Annotated in this window: 22 protein-coding genes; 16 read left to right on the top strand and 6 right to left on the bottom strand. The window is 28.6% G+C overall.

The genetic code is table 11. From position 1 onward, the window contains the following. Positions 1 to 114: 114 nt before the first annotated feature. From Q0714_RS01655 to Q0714_RS01635, 5 genes are all read left to right on the top strand, one after another. Positions 115 to 624 (top strand): RNA polymerase sigma factor, encoded by a 510-nt coding sequence (locus tag Q0714_RS01655; protein WP_298262554.1) that lies wholly within the window; start codon positions 115 to 117, stop codon positions 622 to 624. Next, the gene (locus tag Q0714_RS01650; protein WP_298262553.1) at positions 611 to 1,030 is read left to right on the top strand and encodes a hypothetical protein; all 420 of its coding nucleotides are present in this window, start codon (positions 611 to 613) and stop codon (positions 1,028 to 1,030) included. Before Q0714_RS01655 ends, Q0714_RS01650 begins: the two co-directional genes overlap by 14 nt. Before the next feature lie 11 nt (positions 1,031 to 1,041). Next, positions 1,042 to 1,581 carry a DUF4252 domain-containing protein gene (locus Q0714_RS01645; RefSeq protein ID WP_298262552.1) on the top strand — a complete coding sequence of 180 codons (540 nt, stop codon included), beginning with the start codon at positions 1,042 to 1,044 and terminating at the stop codon, positions 1,579 to 1,581. A 1-nt stretch (position 1,582) separates the two neighbouring features. Further along, complete coding sequence (locus tag Q0714_RS01640; protein WP_298262551.1) at positions 1,583 to 2,131, top strand: DUF4252 domain-containing protein; 549 nt, start codon at positions 1,583 to 1,585, stop codon at positions 2,129 to 2,131. 117 nt (positions 2,132 to 2,248) lie between these two features. Then, positions 2,249 to 4,687 (top strand): M1 family aminopeptidase, encoded by a 2,439-nt coding sequence (locus Q0714_RS01635; protein ID WP_298262550.1) that lies wholly within the window; start codon positions 2,249 to 2,251, stop codon positions 4,685 to 4,687. A 52-nt stretch (positions 4,688 to 4,739) separates the two neighbouring features. On the opposite strand, the gene Q0714_RS01630 is transcribed toward Q0714_RS01635, so the two are convergent. Then, complete coding sequence (locus Q0714_RS01630; protein WP_298262549.1) at positions 4,740 to 5,135, bottom strand: helix-turn-helix transcriptional regulator; 396 nt, start codon at positions 5,133 to 5,135, stop codon at positions 4,740 to 4,742. A 353-nt stretch (positions 5,136 to 5,488) separates the two neighbouring features. On the opposite strand from Q0714_RS01630, the gene Q0714_RS01625 reads away from it, so the two are divergent. The 6 genes from Q0714_RS01625 to Q0714_RS01600 all read left to right on the top strand — a co-directional run bounded on the left by Q0714_RS01625 (position 5,489) and on the right by Q0714_RS01600 (position 12,226). Further along, complete coding sequence (locus Q0714_RS01625; RefSeq protein WP_298262548.1) at positions 5,489 to 6,601, top strand: M14 family zinc carboxypeptidase; 1,113 nt, start codon at positions 5,489 to 5,491, stop codon at positions 6,599 to 6,601. Between the two features lie 72 nt (positions 6,602 to 6,673). Next, positions 6,674 to 7,153 carry an Lrp/AsnC ligand binding domain-containing protein gene (locus tag Q0714_RS01620; RefSeq protein ID WP_298262547.1) on the top strand — a complete coding sequence of 160 codons (480 nt, stop codon included), beginning with the start codon at positions 6,674 to 6,676 and terminating at the stop codon, positions 7,151 to 7,153. A gap of 124 nt (positions 7,154 to 7,277) precedes the next feature. Further along, positions 7,278 to 9,251, top strand: a complete 1,974-nt coding sequence (locus tag Q0714_RS01615) for a dehydrogenase E1 component subunit alpha/beta (RefSeq protein ID WP_298262605.1) — start codon at positions 7,278 to 7,280, stop codon at positions 9,249 to 9,251. A gap of 68 nt (positions 9,252 to 9,319) precedes the next feature. Further along, positions 9,320 to 10,480, top strand: a complete 1,161-nt coding sequence (locus Q0714_RS01610; RefSeq protein ID WP_298262546.1) for a PAS domain-containing sensor histidine kinase — start codon at positions 9,320 to 9,322, stop codon at positions 10,478 to 10,480. Then, the gene (locus tag Q0714_RS01605) at positions 10,477 to 11,529 is read left to right on the top strand and encodes a response regulator (RefSeq protein WP_298262545.1); all 1,053 of its coding nucleotides are present in this window, start codon (positions 10,477 to 10,479) and stop codon (positions 11,527 to 11,529) included. The genes Q0714_RS01610 and Q0714_RS01605 overlap by 4 nt, the downstream gene beginning before the upstream one ends. Before the next feature lie 247 nt (positions 11,530 to 11,776). Further along, a complete protein-coding gene (locus tag Q0714_RS01600) occupies positions 11,777 to 12,226 on the top strand; it encodes a hypothetical protein (protein WP_298262544.1) in 450 nt (149 codons plus the stop codon). Between the two features lie 389 nt (positions 12,227 to 12,615). Here Q0714_RS01600 and Q0714_RS01595 read toward each other — a convergent pair whose 3' ends face one another. Further along, positions 12,616 to 13,314 carry a pseudouridine synthase gene (locus Q0714_RS01595; protein ID WP_298262543.1) on the bottom strand — a complete coding sequence of 233 codons (699 nt, stop codon included), beginning with the start codon at positions 13,312 to 13,314 and terminating at the stop codon, positions 12,616 to 12,618. A gap of 167 nt (positions 13,315 to 13,481) precedes the next feature. Here Q0714_RS01595 and Q0714_RS01590 point away from each other — a divergent pair, with 167 nt between their 5' ends. The 4 genes from Q0714_RS01590 to Q0714_RS01575 all read left to right on the top strand — a co-directional run bounded on the left by Q0714_RS01590 (position 13,482) and on the right by Q0714_RS01575 (position 15,693). Continuing rightward, on the top strand, positions 13,482 to 13,961 hold the full coding sequence (locus tag Q0714_RS01590; protein ID WP_298262542.1) for a lipocalin family protein: 480 nt from the start codon (positions 13,482 to 13,484) through the stop codon (positions 13,959 to 13,961). Further along, the gene (locus tag Q0714_RS01585) at positions 13,961 to 14,671 is read left to right on the top strand and encodes an OmpA family protein (RefSeq protein ID WP_298262541.1); all 711 of its coding nucleotides are present in this window, start codon (positions 13,961 to 13,963) and stop codon (positions 14,669 to 14,671) included. The genes Q0714_RS01590 and Q0714_RS01585 overlap by 1 nt, the downstream gene beginning before the upstream one ends. A gap of 68 nt (positions 14,672 to 14,739) precedes the next feature. Next, positions 14,740 to 15,510 carry a sulfite exporter TauE/SafE family protein gene (locus Q0714_RS01580; protein ID WP_298262540.1) on the top strand — a complete coding sequence of 257 codons (771 nt, stop codon included), beginning with the start codon at positions 14,740 to 14,742 and terminating at the stop codon, positions 15,508 to 15,510. 12 nt (positions 15,511 to 15,522) lie between these two features. Then, positions 15,523 to 15,693: a CPXCG motif-containing cysteine-rich protein gene (locus Q0714_RS01575; RefSeq protein ID WP_298262539.1), complete on the top strand. Its 171-nt coding sequence runs from the start codon at positions 15,523 to 15,525 to the stop codon at positions 15,691 to 15,693. 61 nt (positions 15,694 to 15,754) lie between these two features. Here Q0714_RS01575 and Q0714_RS01570 read toward each other — a convergent pair whose 3' ends face one another. Then, a complete protein-coding gene (locus tag Q0714_RS01570) occupies positions 15,755 to 16,954 on the bottom strand; it encodes a multidrug effflux MFS transporter (RefSeq protein WP_298262538.1) in 1,200 nt (399 codons plus the stop codon). 266 nt (positions 16,955 to 17,220) lie between these two features. Here Q0714_RS01570 and yccS point away from each other — a divergent pair, with 266 nt between their 5' ends. After that, positions 17,221 to 19,374, top strand: coding sequence for a YccS family putative transporter (yccS, locus tag Q0714_RS01565; RefSeq protein WP_298262537.1), 2,154 nt, complete (start codon positions 17,221 to 17,223; stop codon positions 19,372 to 19,374). 95 nt (positions 19,375 to 19,469) lie between these two features. On the opposite strand, the gene Q0714_RS01560 is transcribed toward yccS, so the two are convergent. The 3 genes from Q0714_RS01560 to Q0714_RS01550 form a co-directional block, all read right to left on the bottom strand. Beyond that, on the bottom strand, positions 19,470 to 22,256 hold the full coding sequence (locus Q0714_RS01560) for a prolyl oligopeptidase family serine peptidase (RefSeq protein ID WP_298262536.1): 2,787 nt from the start codon (positions 22,254 to 22,256) through the stop codon (positions 19,470 to 19,472). 73 nt (positions 22,257 to 22,329) lie between these two features. Next, complete coding sequence (locus Q0714_RS01555) at positions 22,330 to 23,259, bottom strand: EamA family transporter (protein WP_298262535.1); 930 nt, start codon at positions 23,257 to 23,259, stop codon at positions 22,330 to 22,332. A gap of 149 nt (positions 23,260 to 23,408) precedes the next feature. Further along, positions 23,409 to 25,754, bottom strand: a complete 2,346-nt coding sequence (locus tag Q0714_RS01550; protein WP_298262534.1) for a TonB-dependent receptor — start codon at positions 25,752 to 25,754, stop codon at positions 23,409 to 23,411. Between the last annotated feature and the right edge of the window lie 2 nt (positions 25,755 to 25,756).

The raw sequence follows: 25,756 nt of genomic DNA, 5'->3' as shown, positions 1-25,756 counted from the left end.
TTGCCGCAAGATATTAATTTATTTTACAAAAAAATAATAGTAGGTGTTACAAAAACGTAACTTGCTCGTCATAATTGTGAAAGCGACCTAAAAAGTTGTAAAACCAAACTTAAAATGAAGCAATCTGAGTTTTTAAAAACTGTAATGCCCTTTAAAGATAAAGTATTTCGTTTAGCAAAAAGATTACTAGTATCTACTGAAGAAGCTGAAGATGCAACTCAGGAATTGTATTTTAAGTTATGGAGAAACAAGTCTAAATTAAAAGACTATAAAAGTATTGAAGCTTTTGCAATGACGATGACCAAAAATTATTGTTTTGACAGATTAAAATCGAAACAAGCCAGTAATTTAAGTTTAGTTCATAGCAATTATCAAGAAAAAGATACGCCCTTACAAAGGCGAATGGAACTTAATGACAGTGTAAGTTTAGTTCATAAATTAATTGAAAACTTACCAGAGCAGCAAAAATTAGTAATACAGCTTAGAGATGTTGAAGAATACGAGTTTGATGAAATTGCGGAATTATTGAATTTACAACCAACAGCCGTAAGAGTAACATTATCTAGAGCTAGGAAAACAATTAGAGAACAATTAACAAAACAACACAATTATGGAGTTAGCTAACATAGAAAAGTTGTTGGAAAAATACCTAAATGCAGAAACTACTATTGCAGAAGAAAAAAAACTAAAAGCATATTTCTCAAGTGATTTTGTAGCCCCACATTTAGTAGAATATCAAGCGATGTTCGGATATTTTTCAACCAGTAAAAATGAGCGTTTTACAAAAACCATTCAATTAAAAAGTCAAAAGCGGAATTGGAAATGGTTGTCCGTAGCAGCTTCATTAGTCCTACTGGTAAGTGTTTATACAGGTTATCAAAAAAACCAACAAAAAGAGGCTGAAAAAGTTTATGCCGAAACTAAACAGGCATTAGATTTACTTTCAACCAATTTAAACAAAGGAACTGTTGCCATTGCTCAATTGCAGCATTTCGAAGACACAAAAAACAAAATTTTTAAACAACCTTAAAAGTAAAAAAAATGAAAAAATTAATTATAATTATAGCAATAGCGCTTTTATCAGTTACCAGTTATGCGCAAAACTCTATCTTTGATAAGTTTGAAAATATGGACGATGTTTCAACTGTAGTTTTTACACCAGAAGCATTCAGACTAATTTCAAAATTTAAAGGAGCTGGAGAAGAAGGGAAAGAATATTTTGATATGGTTAAAGGGTTAACCTCCTTTAGAGTATTTACCACTGAAAGTATTGCAATTGCAGAAGAGATGGATAATGTTGTTACAAAATACCTTAAATCAAACAAGTTAGTTGAATTAATGCGTGTTAAAGACAAGGAATCAAATGTAAAAATATATGTACGTCAAGGAAAAGATGAAGACCACGTAAGTGAATTATTAATGTACGTTGGAGGTACTGGAAAATATATGAAAGATTCAGGAAGCCCTATCAAAGCAGAGTCCGTAATACTTTCATTAACTGGAGACATAGATTTAAATAAAATATCTGAACTTACTGAAGCTCATATTCCTAATAGTGGAAAACAACTAAAAAACAAATAATATGAAATCATTCATAAAAATTATAGGATTCACTTTTGCAACAGTTTTCTTGCTAATAGCTTGTAACAACAATCCTTCTTTACAAAAATACTATGTAGATAGTAAAGAAAACAGTGAATTTATTTCAGTTGATTTACCTTCAAGTATCATTCAGTTAAAAGATACTGAAGTTTCTGAAGATATTAAAAATACACTAGAAACTATAAAAAAAGTTAATTTTTTAGCGTTGCAATTAACGGAAACAAATAAAGAGTTGTACAATTCTGAAAAAGAAAAAGTTTTTGCAATTCTTAAAAATCCAAAGTACAAACAACTTATGCGTATGAATATGGGAAAAGCCAATGTAAGTGTTAATTACCTAGGTGAAGAGGAAGCAATTGACGAAGTGGTAATTTTTGGAGCAGATAACGACAAAGGATTTGCAGTTGTTAGAGTTATTGGAGAAAATATGAATCCTTCTGATATTATGAAGTTAACTAATGAAATTAAATTAGATGGAGATTCTAATCAAATGCAACAACTTGAAGGACTTTTTAAAAGCTTAAAATAAACTCTAACACATATATAAAAAAAGCCATATCTTAACAGGTATGGCTTTTTAACTATCTATTAACTACATGAATTAATTAAAATAGTATTTTTGAAGCCTAAATATTAATAAGTATCAATGAAAAAAATAGTTATTTTAATTGCATTATTTGTCACTTTTTCAATAAACGCACAAGTAAAAACTTATCACCCAGAAAGAGAAAAAATTAACAATCTTATTCACACCAAGTTAAAGGTCGATTTTAATTTTGAAAAAAGTCAATTAAATGGAGAAGCTTGGATTACTTTAACACCCCATTTTTATCCAACAAATAAATTGGTGTTAGATGCCAAATCTTTTAAAATTAATGAGGTAAAAGTAAACCATAAAAAAGCCGCATATAATTATTCAAATAACGAATTAACTATTGAGTTAGATAAAACTTATAAACGAGGGGAAGAGTACTTAATATATGTTAATTATATAGCCAAACCTGAAGAAGTTATCCAAAAAGGTAGTGAAAATATAACAGATGCTAAAGGGTTATATTTTATTGATCCTAAAGAAGAAGATCCAGAAAAACCTACACAAATTTGGACTCAAGGAGAAACAGAAGCTAGTAGCTGTTGGTTTCCCACCATTGATGCACCAAACCAAAAAACTTCACAAGAAATTTATATGACAGTACCCTCCAAGTACGTAACCCTATCTAATGGAACTTTAATAAATCAAACAGATAATAAAGATGGTACACGTACTGATTATTGGGCTATGGATGAAAAACATGCTCCATACTTATTTTTTATGGGGGTTGGTGATTTTAGTATTGTAAAAGACACTTGGAATGGTTTAAATGTTGATTATTATGTAGAACCTGCATACAAAGATGTTGCTAAAGATATTTTTGGAACAACTCCCGAAATGATGACCTTCTTTTCAAACCTAACAGGCATTCCATATCCTTGGGATAAATACAGTCAAATTGTTGTAAGAGATTATGTTAGTGGAGCGATGGAAAATACCACAGCTGTAGTTCATGGTGAAGATGCTCAACAAAAAAAAGGACAATTAATAGATGCTAATGAGTGGGAAGGTACAATTGCTCATGAACTATTTCATCATTGGTTTGGAGATTTAGTGACCACAGAAAGTTGGGCAAATTTAACTGTAAACGAATCTTTTGCTACCTATAGTGTGTACTTATGGTACGAATATAAATATGGAGCTGATAAAGCTGCCGCACATATGTATAACGATATACAAACATATATGCAAAGTGGAAGTGAAGATAAAATTTTAGTCCGTTTTCATTACCACGATAAAGAAGACATGTTTGACACTGTAAGTTACCATAAAGGAAATGCTATTTTACATATGTTAAGAGATGTATTAGGCGATGATGCTTTTTTTGAAAGCTTGAACTTGTACTTAACAACACATAAATTTGGAACTGCAGAAGCCCATGATTTGCGTTTAGCATTAGAAAAGGTGAGCGGAAAAGATTTAAATTGGTTCTTTAACCAATGGTATTATGGAAACGGTCATATAAAAATGGATGTAACTTATGATTACAATACCATTAATAAAACAGTTACAGTAAATATTCATCAAAAAGAAAAAGTATTTAAATTTCCATTGGCAATTGATATTTATGAGGATAAAACTAAAGTTAGACATCAAGTATGGGTAGATGCTACACAAAATTCGTACACATTTCCAATCAATCAAATACCAAAATTAATTAATATTGATGCCAAACATGTTTTGTTAGCCGAAATTAACGACAAAAAATCTCTCGAAAATTACATATTTCAATTTAACAATGCCCCTCATTATTTAGATAGAAGACAAGCTCTAGAAGCGGTTATTAAACATCAACAAACTGAAAAAGAAGCTTTAAATACTGTTATTAAAGCATTAAATGATCCCTATTATGAAATAAGGGTTTTAGCCTTAGAAAATATCGATTTATTTCAAAAATATAATAAAAGAGAAGCCATAGCAAAAATTGAAAATTTAGCTCAGAATGATCCTAAAACATTAGTAAAAGCTGAAGCTCTAAAGGTTTTAGGTAAGCTTGTTGATCCCATATACAAACCATTATTTGAAAGAGGGTTAGAAAGTGAATCATTTGCAGTTAAAGGAAGCTCTTTAATTTCATTATACCAAATTGATAAAAATGCAGCATTAACAAACTTAGAAAAAATTAGTGATGAGGTTAAAAATAACTTGCCCGATGCTGTTACTACTATTTATATCAACGAAAAAGATAAAACAAAACTACCTTATATAGCAAAAAATGTACTAAAAGGGATGTTTTTAACTCAAAATCAGCGTACACAACAAATGTACGGTGAAGCTTTTAAGTGGATAGCCGAAAGCGATAATAAAGAAGCTATAGAAAATTTATCAAACGATTTTGTAAAATTAGGGTTACAATACAAAAAATACAATTTTGATAAAATGGCTGTCAATATGTTAAATCAAATGGTTTATATGCAACAACAAGCTAATAATACTAATAAAGAAGAGTTAATTTTAATTTTAAAAACATCAATGGCGAAGCTGATTGAATAAAATAACTTATAAATAAATATCTTTTAAGCCTCTATTTAAAATAGAGGCTTTTTTATGCTATGTAGTTTTTAAAGCTTCCATTTTTAAAGAAAATAATTATTCTTTCAATTTCTAAATCTTCTTTATTCTGTAAAGGTTCTATTAACTTACTTTCAGTAGGATTCATTATTTCTTCTTTAGAAAACAGCGAAGAGGGTGTATATTCATCCTTTTTGACTGATACTTTCGGAAATTTTCCACTTCCATTTAACAACCAATAAAGATCAACTTCAGGAAAAGCTTTTAATATTTTTAATACAAAATCTAAACTTGGTTTATTTCTACCAGACAATAGGTGAGAAATGCTCGATCTTTGAACATTAATTTTATCAGCTAATAATGCAGCTGATAATTGATAATAATTCATAATAATATTCAGTCTTGCTATAAAATCTTCAATATTAACCATAGTTTACATTTGTAAATTATCTATATATTTACAAATGTAAAAAATAGGATTCACATGTACAACTTAAAGTTGTTTATACATTCATTAGATGTGATTTAATTAAATTATTAATTTAGATAATTTATTTTAAACTATTGAAATAAAGCAATTTAAATATTATACATAAGTATTGTTTATAATTGATTAGTTATTCATAACATCTCCATTATACAATTTACAACTTAGTTTACAGCTGTAATCTAATTGAAGCTTACTCATTGTTTACATTTGTAAAAAGCACTAGATTTACATTTGTAACTTTAAAAAAATACTAAATACTTAAAGTAGTTTAAATATATCTGTATTTTTGTTCTATGGAAGAAATAAACATTGCACATTTAGAAAATTGGTACGCTTCTAATTTTGAATCACGCTTAAAAGGTAGAAGGATTTTATTTGAAGATATTGAGCCGTTGATAAAAAAAGTTGCACCCATTTTAAAAAAAGAAGTAATTGGATACTCTACCAATAATATTCCAATTTATAAACTTACCATTGGAAAAGGTTCTAAAAAAATACTTACTTGGTCGCAAATGCATGGAAATGAAAGCACTGGAACCAAAGCTTTGTTCGACCTCTTTAATTTTTTAACAAACCCAAGTGTTCAGTTTAACCATATAAAAAGTGAAATACTTAACAACTGTACCTTACAATTCATTGTAATGCTAAACCCTGATGGAGCCATTAAATTTACAAGAGAAAATGCTGAAAATATTGATTTAAATAGGGATGCTGTCGCTTTAAAAGCTACGGAAAGTAAAATTTTAAGGAATACCTTAGATAATTTCAACCCTAAATTTTGTTTTAATTTACATGACCAACGATCAATTTTTAATGTAGAAGGAACCAAAAATCCTGCAACCATTTCATTTTTAGCTCCTTCAGAAGATAAAGAGCGAACTTTAACAGAGGGAAGGAAAGAAACTATGAGTGTTATTGTAAGCATGAATGAATTACTTCAAAAATACATTCCTAACCAGATAGGTAGGTACACCGATGAATTTTATCCTACTGCAACAGGAGATAATTTTCAAAAATTAGGACATAACACTATTTTAATTGAAGCTGGTCATTATAAAAATGATTACGATAGAGAAATAACAAGAAAGTATAATTTTTATGCGATATTACAAGGTTTATACTTTATTGCCAAGTCTGAAAAATTTGAGAACTATCAACCTTATTTTAAAATTCCAAATAATGACAAAAAGTTTTTAGATATCATTTATAAAAATATTGAAATAGTCGAAAATAATAAAAAGAAAAGAGTGGATATTGGTATTCAGCTTAAATTCAAAGTGATAAATGGTAAATTTGACATTTATAAATGCATCGAAATAAAGGGAGATTTATCAAATTATTTCACTTATAATACTATAACTGCGGATAATATAAATTTTAAGGAATTAAAATTGTCAAATTCGTAAATATTTTATTCTTTTTTCAAATTTTTTTAATAAATTTGCATATTATATTTTTATTTTTAATAAAAACACATCATGAAAAAATTTGTACTAGATGAAATAGATCATCAAATACTAGATATTCTTATAGAAAACGCAAGAACACCTTTTACAGACATTGCAAAAAAATTAGTAGTATCAGCTGGAACCATCCATGTTAGAGTTAAAAAAATGGAAGATGAGGGAATTATAAAAGGCTCCACTTTAACTCTTGATTATGAAAAAATGGGATATTCCTTTATATCTCATGTTGGAATTTATTTAGCTAAAACATCCAAAACTAAGCAAGTTGTAAGAGATTTGAAGAAAATTCCAAACATTACAATTGCTTATATTACCGCAGGTAAATACAATATATTTTGTAAAATAAGAGCAAAAGACACCAATCATGCAAAAGAAATAATTTTTGAAATAGATGACATTGATGGAGTTTCAAGAACAGAAACAATGATTTCATTAGAAGAAAGTATTAATGATAAAACACGTTTAATGCATTCCATTTTTAGAGAAATCTAAGCATCTTATTTTTAACGATTAAATACCTTATCATTTTTTATGATAAGGTATTTTTGTTTTAACGCTTTATTAGTACATTTGAGTTTATTTAAAATCTATGAAATCAACCCAAAATAACCCTTCATTGGTTTTCAATAGAAAGGGATACACAGATAAGCAGCTAATAGACCTCTATAAAGCAATTTTAAAACCTCGATTAATTGAGGAAAAGATGTTGATTCTTTTAAGACAAGGTAAAATTTCCAAATGGTTTTCAGGCATTGGTCAAGAAGCAATTTCTGTTGGTATAACTAAAGCCTTAAATTTTGATGAATATATTTTACCAATGCATCGAAATTTGGGTGTTTTTACAACTCGAAATATTCCATTGCATCAACTTTTTTCACAGTGGCAAGGTAAAAAGGGTGGGTTTACCAAAGGAAGAGATCGTTCTTTTCACTTTGGAACGCAAAAACACAAAATTATTGGAATGATTTCTCATTTAGGGCCTCAATTAGGTATTGCTAATGGAATTTCTTTAGCCAATTTATTACGTAATGAAAAAAAAATATGTGCCGTTTTTTCTGGTGAAGGAGGTACTAGTGAGGGTGATTTTCATGAAGCACTAAATGTTGCAGCAGTTTGGAGTTTACCCGTTCTTTTTTGTATTGAAAACAATGGTTACGGTCTTTCTACCCCTTCAAACGATCAATTTAAATGTAAAAACATTGCAGATAAAGGGATAGGCTATGGCATGGAAAGCCATATTATTGAAGGAAACAATATTTTAGAAGTTTATTCAAAAGTAAATGAAATAGCTAAAAGTGTTCGCAAAAGTCCTAGACCCGTACTTTTAGAGTTTAAAACCTTTAGAATGCGTGGGCATGAAGAAGCAAGTGGTACTAAATACGTTCCAAAAGAAATGTTAGATTTTTGGGCTTCAAAAGATCCTATTGAAAATTACCATGCCTTTTTAAAAGATGAGCAGATACTTTCTGAAAAATTAGACGTAATTATTAAAGAAGAATTGCTTCTAGAGATTAGCGAGAATTTAAAAGAAGCCTTTTCAGAGCCTGAAATACATTCAACAATTGAAGAAGAACTTGCTGATGTTTACACGCATACGAACTTTATAGAAATTACTCCTTCAAATAAAACTTCAAATATTAGATTTGTTGATGCCGTTTCTCAAGGACTTAAACAGTCTATGGAGCGTTTCAATAACTTGGTGGTTATGGGACAAGATATTGCTGAATATGGTGGGGTTTTTAAAATTACTGATGGCTTTTTAGAAGCATTTGGAAAAGAAAGAGTTAGAAATACTCCCATTTGTGAATCTACCATAATTGAAACCGCATTTGGATTGTCAATCAACGGCTATAAATCGGTTGTAGAATTACAATTTTCAGATTTTATAACTTCTGGGTTTAATCCTGTTATTAATTTATTGGCAAAATCTTATTACCGTTGGGGTCAAAATTCTGATACCGTTTTAAGAATGCCTTGTGGAGCAGGTGTAGGAGCAGGGCCATTCCATAGTCAAACCAATGAAGCTTGGTTTACTAAAACTCCAGGGTTAAAAGTTGTATACCCAGCGTTTCCATACGATGCAAAAGGTTTATTAACAACTGCAATTGAAGATCCTAATCCGGTGTTATTTTTTGAGCATAAAGCCTTGTACAGATCTATATATCAAGAAGTTCCTGAAGATTATTATACCATTCCATTTGGTAAAGCTGCAATTATAGAAAAAGGTCTCGATTTAACAATTATTACTTATGGAGCAGGAGTTCATTGGGCACTTGATGAAGTTAGCAAACACCATATTTCTGCAGATATTATTGACTTAAGAACCCTACAGCCTTTAGATACAGAAACGATTTATACTTCTGTAAAAAAAACAGGTAAAGTATTAGTTTTACAAGAAGACACTGTATTTGGAGGTATAGCTTCAGATATCTCTGCTTTAATAACTGAAAATTGTTTCCAATTTTTAGACGCCCCAGTTAAACGCGTTGGCAGTATTGAAACTCCCATTCCATTTGCTAAAAACTTAGAGAATTTATATTTAGCTAAAAGCAAACTTTACACTGAAATTTTAGATTTATTGAATTATTAAACTTTTATTTTTTTAGGCTGATTAAAATCATATAAAACATAATGGAGAAGTTTTAATTTTAACATAAGATGTTAAAAGAAAAAAAAGAATTTTATAAAGTTTGTTTCGATACCATGCAAGTTGGGATACTTGTTTGTAATGAGCAAAAAGAAATTGTACTAGAAAACAACCCTTTAAATAGTATTTTCGGCTATCAAAATAATGAACTACATGGATTAAGTACTACCGATATACTTAAAGACATTGCGTTGTTTAATGATTTTATACAACATCCTAAAAATCAGAAATATAAAGTTCCAATTGAATCAATAGGAGTTAAAAAGAATGGTCAAGAAATTCCTATAGAACTTACTTTTGGAAAATTAGAATATGAAAATCAGTTTTATTATAAAGCTTTGATTTCAGATATTAGTGAACGAAAAGAAAAAGAAAAAAAAATAACCACCTTAAACTATCAATTAGAAGAGGAGGTTAAAAATCGTAACAATGAGCTTGAAAAAGTTGTAGAGCAACTAAAAAAATCTTTAAACAAAGAAATTGAACTAAATCATCTAAAAACTAAATTTATTGCGCTGGCTTCACATGAATTTAAAACGCCGTTAAGTGCTATTTTGTCATCTACAGAATTAATTGTTAAATATACAGAATTAGAAAAGTATCATAAACGAGATACTCATGTAGCTAAGGTTAAAAGTATGATCCATCATTTAAATGGAATGTTAGATGATTTTTTAACTTTAGAAAATATAGAATCAGGAAATATAAAACCTTGTTACACTCCCCTAAATTTAAATAAGTTAATTAAAGAAATTACCAAATTTACCAAACCTTCATTAAAAAAGGGACAGGTTTTGATTTTTGAAAATCAAATTGATGAAGAAATATATCAAGACCCAAAATTATTGAAAATTATTTTAACAAACTTATTGTACAATGCCATTAAATATTCTGATGAAGAAAGTGAAATTCATGTAAAAATTAGTCAAAATAAAAATAACATTTATTTCAGTGTAAAAGACTATGGTATAGGAATCCCTGAAGCAGAACAAAATTTAATATTTAATCGTTTTTTTAGAGCTAAAAACGTGTTGTATTATCCAGGAACTGGGATAGGGCTCAATATTGTAAAAGGATATGTTACAAGTTTGAAAGGTACTATTTCATTTGTAAGTAAAGAAAATAAAGGAACTAGCTTTAAAATTCAATTACCAAAAATTACGATTCAATGAATAAAAAAGTATTATTAATTGAAGACGATCCTGCTGTTAGAGAAAATACAGCAGAAATATTAGAATTAGCTAATTTTTCAGTCCAAACGGCTAACAATGGTAGGGAAGGAGTCACAGTCGCTAAATCTTTTATTCCAGATATTATAATTTGCGATATTTTGATGCCTGAATTGGATGGGTTTGGAGTGTTACAAATACTATCTAAAACACCAGTTTTAGAACATATTCCTTTTATTTTTTTAACTGCAAAAACAAACCATGAAGATTTAAGGAAAGGCATGGAGTTAGGCGCTGATGATTATATAAAAAAACCTTTTGAAGAATCTGAACTTTTAAGAGCCATAGACAGTAGATTAAAAAGAGTTGAAGCCTTTGAAGTTAAAAAAAAGTTTAAGTTTTCAACAAATAACACAAAATATAAAAGTTTAGGGAATATTAAAAACATTGAACATTACTTAGCTAAGAAAAAAGTATATACATATAAAAAAAACGAAACTATTTATTGTCAAGGAATCCAAAGCAATCATTTATATTTAATTAAAAATGGTTTGGTTAAAACCTATAAATCTAATGAACTAGGAAAAGAATTTATTACAAGTTATTATACAAATATGCAGTATTTTGGCTACGCATCATTTGTAAAGCACACTCCTCATTTTGAAAATTCTAAAGCCATTGTAAATACTCAATTATATAAAATTAGTAAAGAAGAAATTATTGCTGTAATAAATGACAACAACCATATACTTTACAATTTTATTGATTTGTTAGCTAGTGATTTAATTGATATAAAAAAACAGTTAATTACAACTGCTTATAGCTCTGTAAGAAGAAGAACAGCTTTAACCTTAATTAAATTATTAGATAAATATCCTACAAAAAGTACTAATGAAATTAGTATAAGTCGAATTAATTTGGCCAATTCTATTGGTATAGCAAAAGAATCATTGATAAGAACTTTGCATGATTTTAAAGAAGAAAAACTAATAAAAGTAACTACAAAAAGTATTACCATTATTGATATTCCTAAGCTTCTTAAAGTAAATTAATCAAATTTATATTGATGAAAATCATTTTTTATATTGATGTGCATCATTGCAATTTGAACTATCCACCCGTAATTTTGATTAAATAATTAAAGCCACTTTTATATAAAAGAAAAAGAAGTGATGCTATTATAAGTGAGCCTAAAAAAGGTTTATGCTAAAGAAAACTTTAAAAAGATTTTTTAAGAATTAAAAAATGTTTGAAAACAAAAATTAAAAAATCTTTTTTATTAAAATAAAATCTAATAAAGTGAAAAGATTAATCCCAAAACAAAATAAATTAAAGCCTAATTGCAGTATTGAGCATTTACATAAAAACACCCTAAAATGGATTTCCGAATTTCAGTTTATAAAAGTAGAAGAGGAATTCTTAAAAGAGTTGTTAGCTGAACACATTATTGAGTTTTGTTCAGAAAAACATTATAGTAAAGCAAAATTACTGTTTAACGGAATAAGTCATGAAACTGTTCTTAGAGAAGAATTGATTAATGATATTAAAGAACATAAAATAAATTTAGCCTTATTATTAGAAAATATTTATCTAAAAAAAGAAGGTGTTTTTAGAAAAACACATGAAATATTAAAAAAAGAAGTACAAAATTATTTTGAAAATTTTAAATATATAAAACTAGAAATATTTGAACTGGTATTAACTATTTTGAAAAATGAAAAGCAAAAAAGATTAGTTATAAATATTTAAATAAATCTAAATTTATATACAGAATTAAGTTGTTTTATTGGGGGTAAAATGCTTAGCAAATTAAATATATTTATAATAAATTTTAAAAGATTAATTAGGTATTTGTTTTATATATAACTAAAAAGTTCAATTATTTCACCGTTTTCGAATTATAGTTCTTTCATATTTTGTATGATATCATAAATTGTAATTGATCAACCATTACAAATAAAATATTGTGGACGTGACAATTTAAATGGGAGGTTGCTCAATTGTAAAAGAAAAAGTTTTAATAAAAACTATTTATTTTGAGGTGAAAGTGGTTTTTATTTAACCAAATCGTATTTATCATCATATAAATATTTAAATTCAGCAAAAAATAGCTTAACTATAATTCGAAAACGGTGTTTTTAAAATTCAAATTGCCAACTAAATTTTTCAAATATTTTTTGCCAATTAAGTGGTAAATCAGCATATAAATCTAATTTTTCTTTTGTTAATGGGTGCTCAAAATGTATGGAGTGTGCATGCAAAAATAAATTATCACAATTCAATTCATTTTCAAACATCCTATTATGAAACCGATCTCCGTATTTATAATCACCCACAATAGGATGACTAATTTTATTCATATGAATTCTAAGCTGATGCATTCTTCCTGTTGCTGGCTTTAATCTAACTAAACTATATCTTGATGTTTGGTAAGGATGAACAGCAATATCTAATTGTTTGTTAAGTATTGGTTCACATAAAGTTTCTGCATCTTTATAAAGTTTAGTATCAGGGTGTTTTACAGGAGACTTAATTGTACAGGGAGTTTCAATAAAACCTCGAACAATGCCTAAATATTTTTTTTGAATGCTATTAGAATTAAATAATTCTTGAAAAATAGCTACATATCTCTTTTGTTTGGCCAAAACCAATACACCAGAAGTTTTGCGATCTAACCTATGAATTGGATAGTAATTTTCTTGAAACTCTTCCTTTAATAAATCAAGTAAAGTAGCTTCTTTTATATTTCTAGCATAGTATGAATTATGAATTAAAATCTTATTGGGTTTATTAACAACAATAATGTAATTATCTTCAAAAAGAATCTCAATTTTCATGCCGCAAATATACTTTTTTTATTATTCTAGGTTAAAGTAAACTCTAAATAATTTAATTGCTAATCTTTATAAAATTAGTAGGTCTTTTTTATATCTTTGAATAAAAAAATAATTATATTTAATACTTACAGCTAAAATCAATTAAATAACTTAAAGCTTAAAAGAAAATGAAAAAACTATGCATGTTTGCTGTGGTAATTTTTACCATAATTTCTTGTGGAACTCCCAAAACAGTGATTCAGTCCAAAAAAGTAATCAAAGGCTATTGGAACTTAGATATGGTTACTTATAGTGAATCGGGTGATTTTAAAACGCTACTTCTAAATGACGCTTTAGCAACTTGTTTTGAAGGAAGTACTTGGAGGTTTATACCTAACAATAATACTGGTAATTACACCATTAATAATCAAAATTGTGTGCTAGGAGAAAGATATTTTATTTTTACCATTCAAGAAATTGATCCTAATACTGGTTTGTATGATTTCTTATTAAAACCTACTAATGAGAAGGAGAAATCAGAAGATAATAAAGGTTTTAGATTGAATTTAACTCAATTATCAGAATCTACCATGCAATGGCAACAAACGGTATTATTAGGTGGACAACCTTTAAAAATTAATATGAACTTTTCAAAAATCAATGAATAATGAAAACACTTATAAAAAAAATAACGATAACAATATTTTCAACTATTTTAGTAGTTAACCTAAGTAGCTGTGAAGCAACAAAAAACGCTAGTAATACTCAAAAGGGAGGAGCAATTGGTGCTGCTGGTGGAGCTATTTTAGGAGCCATTATTGGTAATAATGTTGGTAAAAAAGGTGATGGTGGTGAGCTAGGAGCTGTAATTGGTGGAGTAGTAGGCGGGACTGCTGGAGTTCTTATTGGTAAAAAAATGGACAAACAAGCACAACAAATTGAAGAAGAAATTCCTGGAGCTGTGGTAGAACGCATTGATGATGGTATTGTAGTAACCTTTGATGAAAACAGCGGAGTTTATTTTGATACTAATAAATACAATATTAATGATGCTTCGGATGCTTTATTAAATAAATTAGCGAATATTTTAAAAGAATATCCAGATACCAATGTTTTAATTGTTGGACATACAGATAGTACAGGTGCTGATGCTTATAATATGACCTTATCAAAAAACAGAGCCTATGCAGTAACTAATTTTTTCATTCACAATAAAGGGTTGAATTCTTCGCGATTTACTACAAATTGGTTTGGTGAAGAACAACCTGTTGCTGATAATACTACCGTAGAAGGGCGATCAAAAAATCGTAGAGTAAATATTGCGATTGTTCCTAACGATAAAATGAAAGAAGATGCAAAGAAAGAAGCAGAAAATTAAAAAATAAAAGATCATTTTAAAAAGACTGTCTTAAGACAGTCTTTTTTTATAAAAAAAATTAAAATTTAATGGTGAATTACCTACAAGATTTTACCATACTACCAAAACTAACAATGTTAAACTGGTTTTTTGCAATTCTTGGTGCCTTTTTGTTAGGGGTTGGAAAAGCTGGAATTAAAGGAATAGGAGTTGTTATTGTAACTTTAATGGCCATTGTTTTTGGAGGGAAATCTTCAACGGGAGTACTAATACCTATGATGGTTTTTGCAGATATTTTAGCCGTTATTTATTATCATAGACATACTCAATGGAAATATTTAGGAAAGCTTTTACCAACCATGATAATTGGAGTATTGATAGGAGTGTGGTTGGGAAACGATATTTCCGACGAACTTTTTAGACGTTTAATGGGAGCTTTAATTCTTGTGATTGTAGTTATTATGATTGTAATGGACAAACATACATCTACTCATATTCCTCAAAATAGCGTTTTTTCCAACAGTATGGGATTATTATCTGGATTTACCTCTATGATTGGAAATTTAGCAGGCTCTTTTTCAAATATCTACTTTTTAGCAATGCGCTTACCTAAAAATGAATTTATTGGCACTGCAGCTTGGTTGTTTTTTATTATAAATGTATTTAAACTTCCTTTTCATATGATTGTTTGGAAAACCATATCAATTCAAAGTATTTCAATTAATCTAATTTTATTACCCATAATTATCTTCGGATTTTATACTGGAATTAAGTTGGTAAAACTCATAAATAATCAATTGTACAGAAAGTTTATTATTTTAGTAACTGCTGTAGGAGCTTTGTTAATTTTATTTAAGTAAAAATTATACTAAATGTTAGAACATTTTTTTCAATGTCCATATTGTTGGGAAACAATTTCTATGTTGTTAGATAGTTCAATTGTTGATCAAATTTATATTGAAGACTGTGAAACCTGCTGTAACCCTATTGAAATTCATGTCACTTTTGAAAAAAACAAACCTTGTTTTGTTCAAAATCAATAATAATGAATAGAAAGTTTAAATAAACCAAATTAACATATTGATATTCTATTCTTTATATGTTTTAATTTTTTAATGAATTTCTTTTTAAATACATTAAAATTAAGATAGAAGACAAACTACAAACTAAAAACCCAATAAATAGAGGAAGTGCTGTAGAAGTTACAAAGCGACCAATAAAAGTGCTAATAGGGACTGCCATAATTGTAGAAATAAATCCAGTAATCGCAGCACCAATTCCAGCAATATGTCCTACAGGTTCCATTGCTAAGGCTCTTAAATTTCCAAATAAAAATCCAATGGCAAAAAATTGCAAACCAAAAAATACCAATAAAATTTCAATAGGTGGATTGGTATTACCATTAAACAACATAATATAAAGTAATGAAACACTAAAAAATGTTAGGAGTGAAGTAGTTACTAATTTTTCCATTCCAAATTTTAAAACCAATGCACCATTTAAAAACGTTGCTGAACCAATGGCAATGGCCAACCCAGCAAATATAAAAGGAAATTCTTCTTTTAAATCGTATTGAAACTGAAATATTTGTTGCGCTGTACTCAAATATACCATAAATGATCCAGTTACAAATCCTGAAATTACCGTAAAACCAATAGTGCGTTTAGATTTTTTAATTTCTTTTAAACCATCAATAAAAATATGACTTGAAAATTTAACACGCTTTTCAATAGCTAAAGTTTCTGGTTGTCTTAACCAAAACCATCCACTAACTAACACGCTAAATAACAATTGAATATAAAAAATGGCTTGCCAATTATAGTGATCTAACACAAATTTTCCCATGGCTGGTGCAACAATTGGTACTAAGATAAAAACAACAGTTATGAACGACATAATTCTAGCCATATAATCACCACTATAAGTATCTCTAACCATTGCTATACTAATGGTTCTTGGTGCTGAAAGTCCAATACCTTGTAAAATTCTGCCAAAAACCATCATTTCTAAACTTTCAGAATACACACAAATTAAACTTGCAATAATAAACAAACCAAAACCCATATATACAATTGGTTTTCTGCCTAAACTATCAGAAATAGGTCCAAAAAATAAAGGACCTAAACCCAGTCCCAAAAATATCATTGTAATTAGCAGTTGATTATCAACCGTTTGTGTAGTTCCTATAGAAATTCCTATAAAATCAAGTGCTGGTAATAAGGCATCTATAGCTAAAGCAACTATAGACATAAGTGAAGCCATTAAAGCTATAAATTCAAACTGTGATGATTTTTTTTGTAGCATTCAGCAAATGTACTATAATTTATTATTGGGATGTATAGAGTGGAATTTAAAATTCACTATTTAACATAATATAAATTATAGTACAAATGTCAATATTTATTATTGTTGTATCTTTTATTTGTACTTCCTCAATTAAAACCATATATGACACCAATCTAAATTCTAAAAGTGTAAAGCATTTATAATATTATCATATTATTTAAATTGCTACCAAATGTATTGATTACTTTTGCAAGGCAATTAAAATAGCAAAGCATCCATAAAAAATGAATCAACTTTTCAACTATCTTAATATATCATCATGGTACAAATCTTTTAGAAATACGTTTTTAAGCGATCCAGATAGATTGTTGGCTTTTAAAGCTACCTTTGTTATTGGCTCACTTGTTATTTTAATGGTGATTTTTGGCTATCCGTTTTATGGAGTAAGTTTGGGTTTAGGTGCTCTGGCTGGTACTTTATCTGAAACTGATGACCACCCTAATGGACGTTTAAAATCAATGGTACTAAAAGTTTTAAGTTTTGCCATTTCAAGTTTTTCTGTAGAGTTATTACAACCTTATCCAATATTACTAGCTATAGGACTCTCATTTTCTACCATTATATTTATTTTAATAGGCGGAATTAGTGAACGATTTAGAGGTGTAACTTTTGGAGCGCTACTTATAGGTATCTATACCATGATTGGAGCTGACATAAGTCCTAATTGGTATGTTCAGCCTATTTTATTAACCACTGGAGCATTTATTTATGGTGTTTTATCCTATATTTTATTAAGCTTAAAGCCATACAGTTTAATTGAAGAGCAATTAGCAAGAGGCTTTACAGCTCTTTCGTTGTATTTGAACGAAAAATCTAAATTATTTCCAAGTGATGAACCTACAGAAAAAGAAATACGTGCCAAGTTAGCCTTACTAAATGTACAAACTGTTGAAGCCTTAGATAAATGTAAAGCAGTATTGAATAGTTATGGAGAGTCACTTTCTAATCAGCAACCGCTTCAACCATACCTACATTATTTTATGGTATTACAAAGCTTGCATGAACGGGCTGCATCAAGCCATGACCCTTACAATTTATTAAGTGCAAATCCTCTAAATAATGAATTAATTGGTGGAATTCGTCAATTATTACATGAATTGGCTCATGCCACCCAAAATTTTTCTAAAAGTTTACTTACTGGCATTTCTTACAAACATCCAATTGCGTTAGATTGGTTGGTGAAAACTACCAATAGTTTATTACAAAATAATAAATTAACAATATCTCAACCTATTAAATTGCTCATCCTTAATTTAAGTAAATCTCATATCACTTTAAAAAATATTCATCAAAATAACCTGTCTAATTTACTTCCAAGATTAGAAAAAGATTCACGCACTTATTTTGAACGTTTAAAAGCACAGTTAAATATAAATCATCCAAGAATGCGGCATGCTTTAAGGTTAAGTGTTTCTTTTTTAATTGGTTTTACCTTGTCAGAATATTTTCATATTGCTAAAGGAGAATGGATTGTGCTTACCATTTTATTTGTTTTACAACCTAGCTATAGTGAAACAAGAAGAAGGCTATTTCAAAGAACTGTTGGTACATTGGCTGGTGTGATAATTGGTGTCTTAATTATACAACTATTTTCATTTTCAGGACAAATAGTTTTAATGTTAGCTTCCTCTTATTTATTTTTAATTTGGATGAAGCGACGCTATTCTATCAGTGTTATTTATGTTACAATTTTTGTGCTTTGTGCCTTTAATATTATTGCTAATAAAGGAGTTGATGTAATGGCTCCTCGTTTAATAGATACAATTATTGGAGCAATTATTTCATTTGTGGTAGTTCGATTTTTATGGCCGGAGTGGCAATATAAAAAATTACCAAACTTGTTGAGTGAAGCCATTCTTAAAAATACAACTTACTTTAAGGCAATTTTAGAAGAATATAAAAAACCAACAACTGATGATTTAGAATATAGAATTGCTAGAAGAGAAGCACATAGAGCTGACAATGCGTTAGTTACTGCCTGGCAAAATATGCAGTTAGATCCTCAAAAACAACAACAATTAAAAAAAGTAGCATTTAAATTAACTTATTTAAATCATGCTTTACTTTCTTATGTTTCTGCATTGGGTGCACATAGAAATCAAAACCAACAAGAAAAACTATCCCATCAAGTCTTTGAAATTCACATTTTAAAAGCATTAGAAGAATCGCATCATTGGTTGATAACCCAAAGCAATAACAAAATTGAAAACATTGAAGATACTTTAGAAAAAATTAGTAATCAATTGCTAAATACGAACAAAGAAATCACACAAATTCAATATATTTTACTATTTAATATTGCTGAAGTAACTTTACAAATTCTTGAGCAAGCTAAACTTTTTAAACTAACATCAGTTGCTACAAAACCTTTAAAATAGTATAAAATATTATAATTATGAATTGTAAACAACTGTAACCATATTTTTTAAAAAATAATTTTTTTATTTATATTCAAATATTTCTTTTATACATCTTATTTCTGCAATAGTTCTAAACCTTGGTTGACTCCTTTTTCTATTGCTGGAACACCTTTTTCCATCCATACAGGTTTTGGAGCGTTTTTTAAATAATAATCAAAAAATTGTTGCATTCTAATATTAAAATCCTTCCTATTTTGGAGTTTTAATGGCCAATGTGGCTCTCCGTTATAATTTAAAAACCAAGATGGTTTACCCAATCTTCTTAAAGCGGTAAAAAATTCAATACCTTGATACCAAGGCACATGCCCATCTGCATCATTATGCATTATCAACAGCGGTGTGTTAATTTTGTCAATTGCAAAAATGGGTGAATTTTCTATATATCTCATTGGAAATTCCCAAGGAGTTCCCCCTATTCTGCTTTGAGTATGTTCATACTGAAATTGTCTACTTAAACCTGTCCACCATCTAATTCCTCCATAAGCACTAATCATATTTGGTACAGGTGCACCAGATTCTGCAGCCTTAAAAATATTTGTTTTAGTAACTAAATAAGCAATTTGATAGCCTCCCCAACTATGTCCTTGCACACCTATATTGTTTTTATCGACAAATCCTTTTTCAATAAGAGATGTAACTCCAGGAATAACGCAATTATAAGCGCTTTCTCCTGGATATCCAACTCTATAATAAATATCTGGATTAAAAATTATATAGCCTCTGCTTGCATAAAAACTATAATTAATAGTAGATCTTCCAGCTGATGGAGCTTTATGATTATGCAATCCATCTGAACTAGTTTCATAAAAATTAACAATCATTGGGTACTTTTTTGAAGCATCAAAGTTTTCAGGTTTAATAAGCATTCCTGTTAATTTAATACCATCTAATGAAGTCCAATGAACTAATTCGGCTGTTCCCCAGTTGTAGTTTTTTTGTTGAGGGTTTGCATTGGTGATTTTAATTGGCGATTTAAAATTTAAATTTGAGAGCCATAAATCTGGAAATTCTTCAAAAGACTGTCGTGTAAATAACAGTTGATTTTCATTTACTGCTTTAAGGGGTCTTGAAAATTTAAAGTCTCCATTTAACAACTGTTCACCTTTATTATTTTTTGGATTATACTCGTAATAACCAGCACTTTTGTCTATTTCATTGAACGTGCTTAACAGCCATTTTTTATCTTTATTTATTGAAACTTCTTCTGCATCTAATTTAAGATAACGATAAACCGTTTTAGTTTTTCTTCCATTGGTTAGTTGTTTACTCTCACCATTGGAAGGGTCAAATTCCCAAATATCATACCTATCATATAAAATAACTGTTTCATCATTATTTGTCCAACCTGCAACTCCATAAGATCCTGGATAATTTGGGCTATCATTTAATTCATCATAAAAAACTCTATTTTTTGTTAAATTAATTAGTTTATTAGTTAAAATATGGTAAGAAAACCAAGTACTATCAACTAAGTTATAACCATAAACATAATTAGCTTTTGGACTTAAGCGTACCCTGCCCTTTACATTAGTAAGTATGTTTTTGGTTTCTCCAGTTAGGGCATTTACAAGTGCATAATCACGAGCTGTACTTCCCTCCCATTGACTTTGAAGTTGGTAAGGCTTTGGGTTATTTACTAATGCATAATTAGCATCTCCCTTAGCACCAATTTCTGTATTAGGATATTTTTTTGAAGCTAATTGAACCAGTTTATTATTGTTTAAGTGTAAAACGGCTGTATATGATTTTTTAGCATCATTTTTAGCTTGCATTTCTTGAACTGTATACAATTGAGGCTCATTATAAGTCCAAACTTCTACATTTACAATCTCTTCATCAAGTAACGTCGTATCTTTTACAATTGGTGGTAATGACAAACCAAAATATAATTTAGAATTATCTTCAGAAAATGAAATTTTAGCATCAGAAGAAACCAAAAAACCCTTTGGTGTAGTTGTGTTGTCTATTAATTTAGTAGCTTTTTCTTTAGTTGTATTCCAAGTGTAAAGTTCATTGGGTCTAATTTGTGCTTTTGTTGTATCAGCATCCACAACAAAAGCTGCCTTTTGTCCATTATTACTGAATGTGAAATTATAATAATTTCCTTTTTTAGTTGAATGAATATTTTTTAAACCACCTGTTTCTATATCATAAATATAAACTCCAGATTTAAAAATATCCTCTACACCAGTTGAAATAAATGAAAGCTTTTTTCCGTCCTTTGCAAACGAATAATTGGTAACAAATTTGAAAGTATCTTGTTTTGAAGTTAATAAGTTTCTAAGGATTAAATGGTAGCCATTTTTTTTACTTACTTTTTTACTTTTTTTAGATATAGATTTTTTAGCTAAAGAATCCGATTTTTTATTAGAATTTTCTTTTGGTGTTTCATCTAATACATAAGCGATTACACTTGACCATTTTTCTGGTATTTTATACGATTTAACATTTCCAATTTTAATAAAATCATTGGTGTTTAAATTAAAAATGCCCAAAGTATCTTTTGGTAGTTTATCTTTTTTTACTTTCTTTCTTTTTAGTTCTTTAATACTGTCTTTCCATGGCTTTATTGAAAAAAAGGCATTATTTGAATCGTAAGAAAACTGACCATATTCGGCTCTTTCATATTCTAAAACTAAAGAACCATTAGAATTCTTAATTTTTAAATAACTATCTTTCTCTCCCTGCTTCAAAGAGTAAATTATAAAATCTCCATTGGAAGAAATACTAGGTTTTTCAATGGTATTCCAAAAATCAACATCTTTATGATCCAGTATTTTTTTTTGAGCAAAAACGCTTATTGTACATAAAATTAAAAAAGTAGTAAAAATAGCTTTCATTGTTAAATGATTAAATTAAGCTATAAATATACTTGAATTGAATGAAACCTTTTTAAGAATTTACATAAAATAGCTATTTTCTTTTAAACCTATAGAATCTAGAATATAACGTAAGTTTTTTCTTAGTATTTATAAAATAAACACCTGTAAGTAAAATTATTGCTGCAATTATTGATTGTAACGAAATTTGCTCATTTAAAAAATACCAACCCAACGCCAAGGCAATTATTGGGTTTACATACGTTGAAGTAGCCACTTTTTCTGGTGAAACAACTCTTAGTAAGTAATTAAATGAAGTAAACGCTACAATACTTCCAAATACTATTAGAATAATCATTGAAAATTGTACAGATTGTGTCCAATTTGCTGGAGACGTCCAAACTTCACCAAAAGTAAAACTTCCTATTAAGAGAATAATACCTCCAGTTAACATTTGATAACCTGTGTTAATAAAAAAGTTTGATGGTAGGTTTGCTTTAGAAACAAAAATACTTCCATAACTCCAACTAACCATACAAACAAACACCATTAACATTCCAATTACTGTATTTTCATCTCTTATCAATTCTTTTTGACTCACCAATAAAAAAATACCAATAAAGCCTAGTAAAATTCCAATTAAAGACATTGCGTAAATCTTTTTTCTTTCAAATACACGCATCATTAATAAAACAACTAATGGTTGTGCAGAAATTTCTAAAGCGGCTAATCCACTATCTACATATTTTAAAGCCCAAACTACAACACCATTTCCAAAAGCTAAAAATAAAAATCCTGCTATTGCAGTGTTTAGCAATTGCCTTTTTGTAATACGCAAACTAATTTTTAAAATTCGAGCAATACTAAAAATTAAAATACTGGCAGAAATAAATCTAATGGAAGCCAACATTAAAGGTGGTAACTCCGTTACTGCAATTTTGTTTAATAAATAAGTAGATCCCCAAATTACATAAATGGAAAAAAAGGCTAAAACAATTAAAATAGGATTGGGTGTTTTTTCCATTGTAAGGTAATAAAATTAATAGGCCAATGTTATGAAAAATATTTTACATAGAAATGTGCCAAATGCTACATTTCCATAATTTTAAATTCTAAAAAATAATTTAATAATAAAACTTTGTTAATCAATACATTATAATGGTTTATGGGAAGTTAAAAATCAATAACAAAGCCAATACTTGGAATTAATTTTCCGTTATCAGTCTTAATTTCTACTAGGTTTTTAGGAGTAACTTGTTCGCCTTTGTCATTTCTCTCTAAACCATATTCTGGAGGTTGTGGTGCATTATGTGTTAAAAGATTTTGAAATTCAATATATAACTCAATAGCATATTTTTTTAGATTCCATTTTTTATCAATTCTAACATCTAATTGATTAAATGCTTTTAGTTTAAGCTCTCCTAACCTACTATAATCAAGCACAATATTAGGATAGCTATTTAGTGTTTCTTCTTTATTTATAGGAACGTAGGGTGTTTTTCCTGAAAATCTAATGCGAGAACTTAATTCCCAATTTTTTTTCAATTTATATCCTCCTGTAAATGATATTAAATGCCTGCTATCCCAAACTGAAGGAACATACTTTGAAGTTTGAAAACCAGTAAATTCACTATAAAAAAATGTGTACGAAAAAATTCCATAAAAATTATTTGTTAATTTCTGTTGGTACAACAACTCTGTACCAAAAGTACGTCCTTTTCCAATGGTTTCAATTTCTTCATTACCCAATACTTCAAAACCTGCTCCCTTATTTGCTAGCGATATTCCGTCTAAAACTGAAATGGGATACTTATCATATTTTTTATAAAATCCTTCAAAAGTAATTGAAGAAGCTGGGCCAAGAATACGTTCAATTCCAACTACGTAATGAATGCTTTGTGTATAATCTGCGTCTTTATTTATTAAATTATTTGAAGCATCTCTAAATCCTAAACTTGTATAAGGCAAAATTTTATAATAGATACCTAAGGATGCATTTAATTTCCAAACCTCATTTAAATTGTATGATAATGACATCCTTGGAGAAAAGTTGGCACTACGTGAATTATTTTTTGTAAATGTATCAGCATCTAACCTAAAGCCAAAAGAAAAATCTAATTTATCATCAAAAAAAGACGTAGTTGTATTGGCAAAATATCCATATTTATAAAAATTTATTTTAGTATTATAGTCAATATTTGAACCTACATCAATAGTAGAATTTGAATAGTTAGAATATTGTGTATTAACACCTGTAGAGAATTTCCAATTACTTAAAAATTTTGTATACTGAAATCTAAACTTTGTTTCAGTTTCTTTAGAATTATTACTAAAATATACATTACTTTTAGTTTCATTATCTTGATAACGAGTAAATTGATTGGTTAAGGAGTTGGTACTTAATGTTGTTTGAAAAAAACCACTTCCATCTTTAAATCTACGTTTCCAAGAAACACCCATAGTATTGGTTTGCTGTTCAATAATTGGAACTTGTTCTAATGTAGCCTGTTGCTCTTCATCATATTCTTTGGGAGCTTCTATAGAAAAATCATCAACTGACCCAATTCCTAAAACAGAAATTTCATTATAGTCATCAACTTTATGAGCTATTTTATATTGATAATCCCAATAATCTGGTCTAATTGGCAACCCTATCAATTCAAACAAAAATTTCAAATAACTTCTTCTAGCGGAAACAATAAAACTTGTTTTACTTTCTTTGGCATTATTTTTAAATAAAGGCCCTTCTAAGGTTAATGCTGTTTCACTAGCTCCTAATCTAAAATTTCCATTAAACTTTCTATTATTACCCTTGCGCTGTTTAAACTGTAAAACACCTGATAAAGGATTGTCATATTGTGCACCAAAAGACGAAGATGACAAAGTTACATCATCAATAAAAGCTACATTGAGCATACCAACAGGACCGCCAGAACTACCTTGTGTACTAAAATGATTAATGTTTGGAATTTCCATTCCATCCAAATAATAAACCGTTTCATTAGGGGCTCCACCGCGAATAATTAAATCGTTTCTAAAACCTCCAACTGACGGAGAAACACCAGGTAAAGATTGTGCTACATTAACTACATCATTATTTCCTCCAGGATAAGTAGCTATTTCATTTGCTGATAAAGTTTGGGTTGACAATGGAGTTTCTTTTGGCCTGCTAATTTTTCGATTCGTAATTACAATTTCTTGCAGTTTTTCTGAAGCTACAGTTAAAAAAAAATTATATTGTTGGTTTCCTTTTGATTTAACAATAATATTAAATTTGGTTTGTGGTTGAAATCCTAAATAACTAGCAGTTAAATTATAAGAATCTGGTTCAATCCCTTTTAAAATAAAAAAACCATCTTCATTTGTAGTTATTCCTATTTGTGTATTTTCTAAATAAACGGATGCTCCAAATAATGGAATGCCCATTTCATCTTTTACATACCCTGTTAACTCACCAAAAACTTGAGCTTGAATAGTTATTGAAATAAATGTTAAAATTAATAGGAATCTATTTTTCATAA

It is taken from the genome of uncultured Lutibacter sp. (genome assembly GCF_947493565.1).
Classification (GTDB): Bacteria; Bacteroidota; Bacteroidia; order Flavobacteriales; family Flavobacteriaceae; genus Lutibacter; species Lutibacter aestuarii.
Note: the sequence above shows the minus strand (reverse complement) of the source record. Positions and strands in the feature narration are given on the sequence as shown.

Coding starts and splice junctions, on each gene's coding strand:
- Q0714_RS01655 (WP_298262554.1), top strand. CDS start 115: ATGAAGCAATCTGAGTTTTTAAAAACTGTAATGCCCTTTAAAGATAAA.
- Q0714_RS01650 (WP_298262553.1), top strand. CDS start 611: ATGGAGTTAGCTAACATAGAAAAGTTGTTGGAAAAATACCTAAATGCA.
- Q0714_RS01645 (WP_298262552.1), top strand. CDS start 1,042: ATGAAAAAATTAATTATAATTATAGCAATAGCGCTTTTATCAGTTACC.
- Q0714_RS01640 (WP_298262551.1), top strand. CDS start 1,583: ATGAAATCATTCATAAAAATTATAGGATTCACTTTTGCAACAGTTTTC.
- Q0714_RS01635 (WP_298262550.1), top strand. CDS start 2,249: ATGAAAAAAATAGTTATTTTAATTGCATTATTTGTCACTTTTTCAATA.
- Q0714_RS01630 (WP_298262549.1), bottom strand. CDS start 5,135: ATGGTTAATATTGAAGATTTTATAGCAAGACTGAATATTATTATGAAT.
- Q0714_RS01625 (WP_298262548.1), top strand. CDS start 5,489: ATGGAAGAAATAAACATTGCACATTTAGAAAATTGGTACGCTTCTAAT.
- Q0714_RS01620 (WP_298262547.1), top strand. CDS start 6,674: ATGAAAAAATTTGTACTAGATGAAATAGATCATCAAATACTAGATATT.
- Q0714_RS01610 (WP_298262546.1), top strand. CDS start 9,320: ATGTTAAAAGAAAAAAAAGAATTTTATAAAGTTTGTTTCGATACCATG.
- Q0714_RS01605 (WP_298262545.1), top strand. CDS start 10,477: ATGAATAAAAAAGTATTATTAATTGAAGACGATCCTGCTGTTAGAGAA.
- Q0714_RS01595 (WP_298262543.1), bottom strand. CDS start 13,314: ATGAAAATTGAGATTCTTTTTGAAGATAATTACATTATTGTTGTTAAT.
- Q0714_RS01590 (WP_298262542.1), top strand. CDS start 13,482: ATGAAAAAACTATGCATGTTTGCTGTGGTAATTTTTACCATAATTTCT.
- Q0714_RS01585 (WP_298262541.1), top strand. CDS start 13,961: ATGAAAACACTTATAAAAAAAATAACGATAACAATATTTTCAACTATT.
- Q0714_RS01580 (WP_298262540.1), top strand. CDS start 14,740: ATGGTGAATTACCTACAAGATTTTACCATACTACCAAAACTAACAATG.
- Q0714_RS01575 (WP_298262539.1), top strand. CDS start 15,523: ATGTTAGAACATTTTTTTCAATGTCCATATTGTTGGGAAACAATTTCT.
- Q0714_RS01570 (WP_298262538.1), bottom strand. CDS start 16,954: ATGCTACAAAAAAAATCATCACAGTTTGAATTTATAGCTTTAATGGCT.
- yccS (WP_298262537.1), top strand. CDS start 17,221: ATGAATCAACTTTTCAACTATCTTAATATATCATCATGGTACAAATCT.
- Q0714_RS01560 (WP_298262536.1), bottom strand. CDS start 22,256: ATGAAAGCTATTTTTACTACTTTTTTAATTTTATGTACAATAAGCGTT.
- Q0714_RS01555 (WP_298262535.1), bottom strand. CDS start 23,259: ATGGAAAAAACACCCAATCCTATTTTAATTGTTTTAGCCTTTTTTTCC.
- Q0714_RS01550 (WP_298262534.1), bottom strand. CDS start 25,754: ATGAAAAATAGATTCCTATTAATTTTAACATTTATTTCAATAACTATT.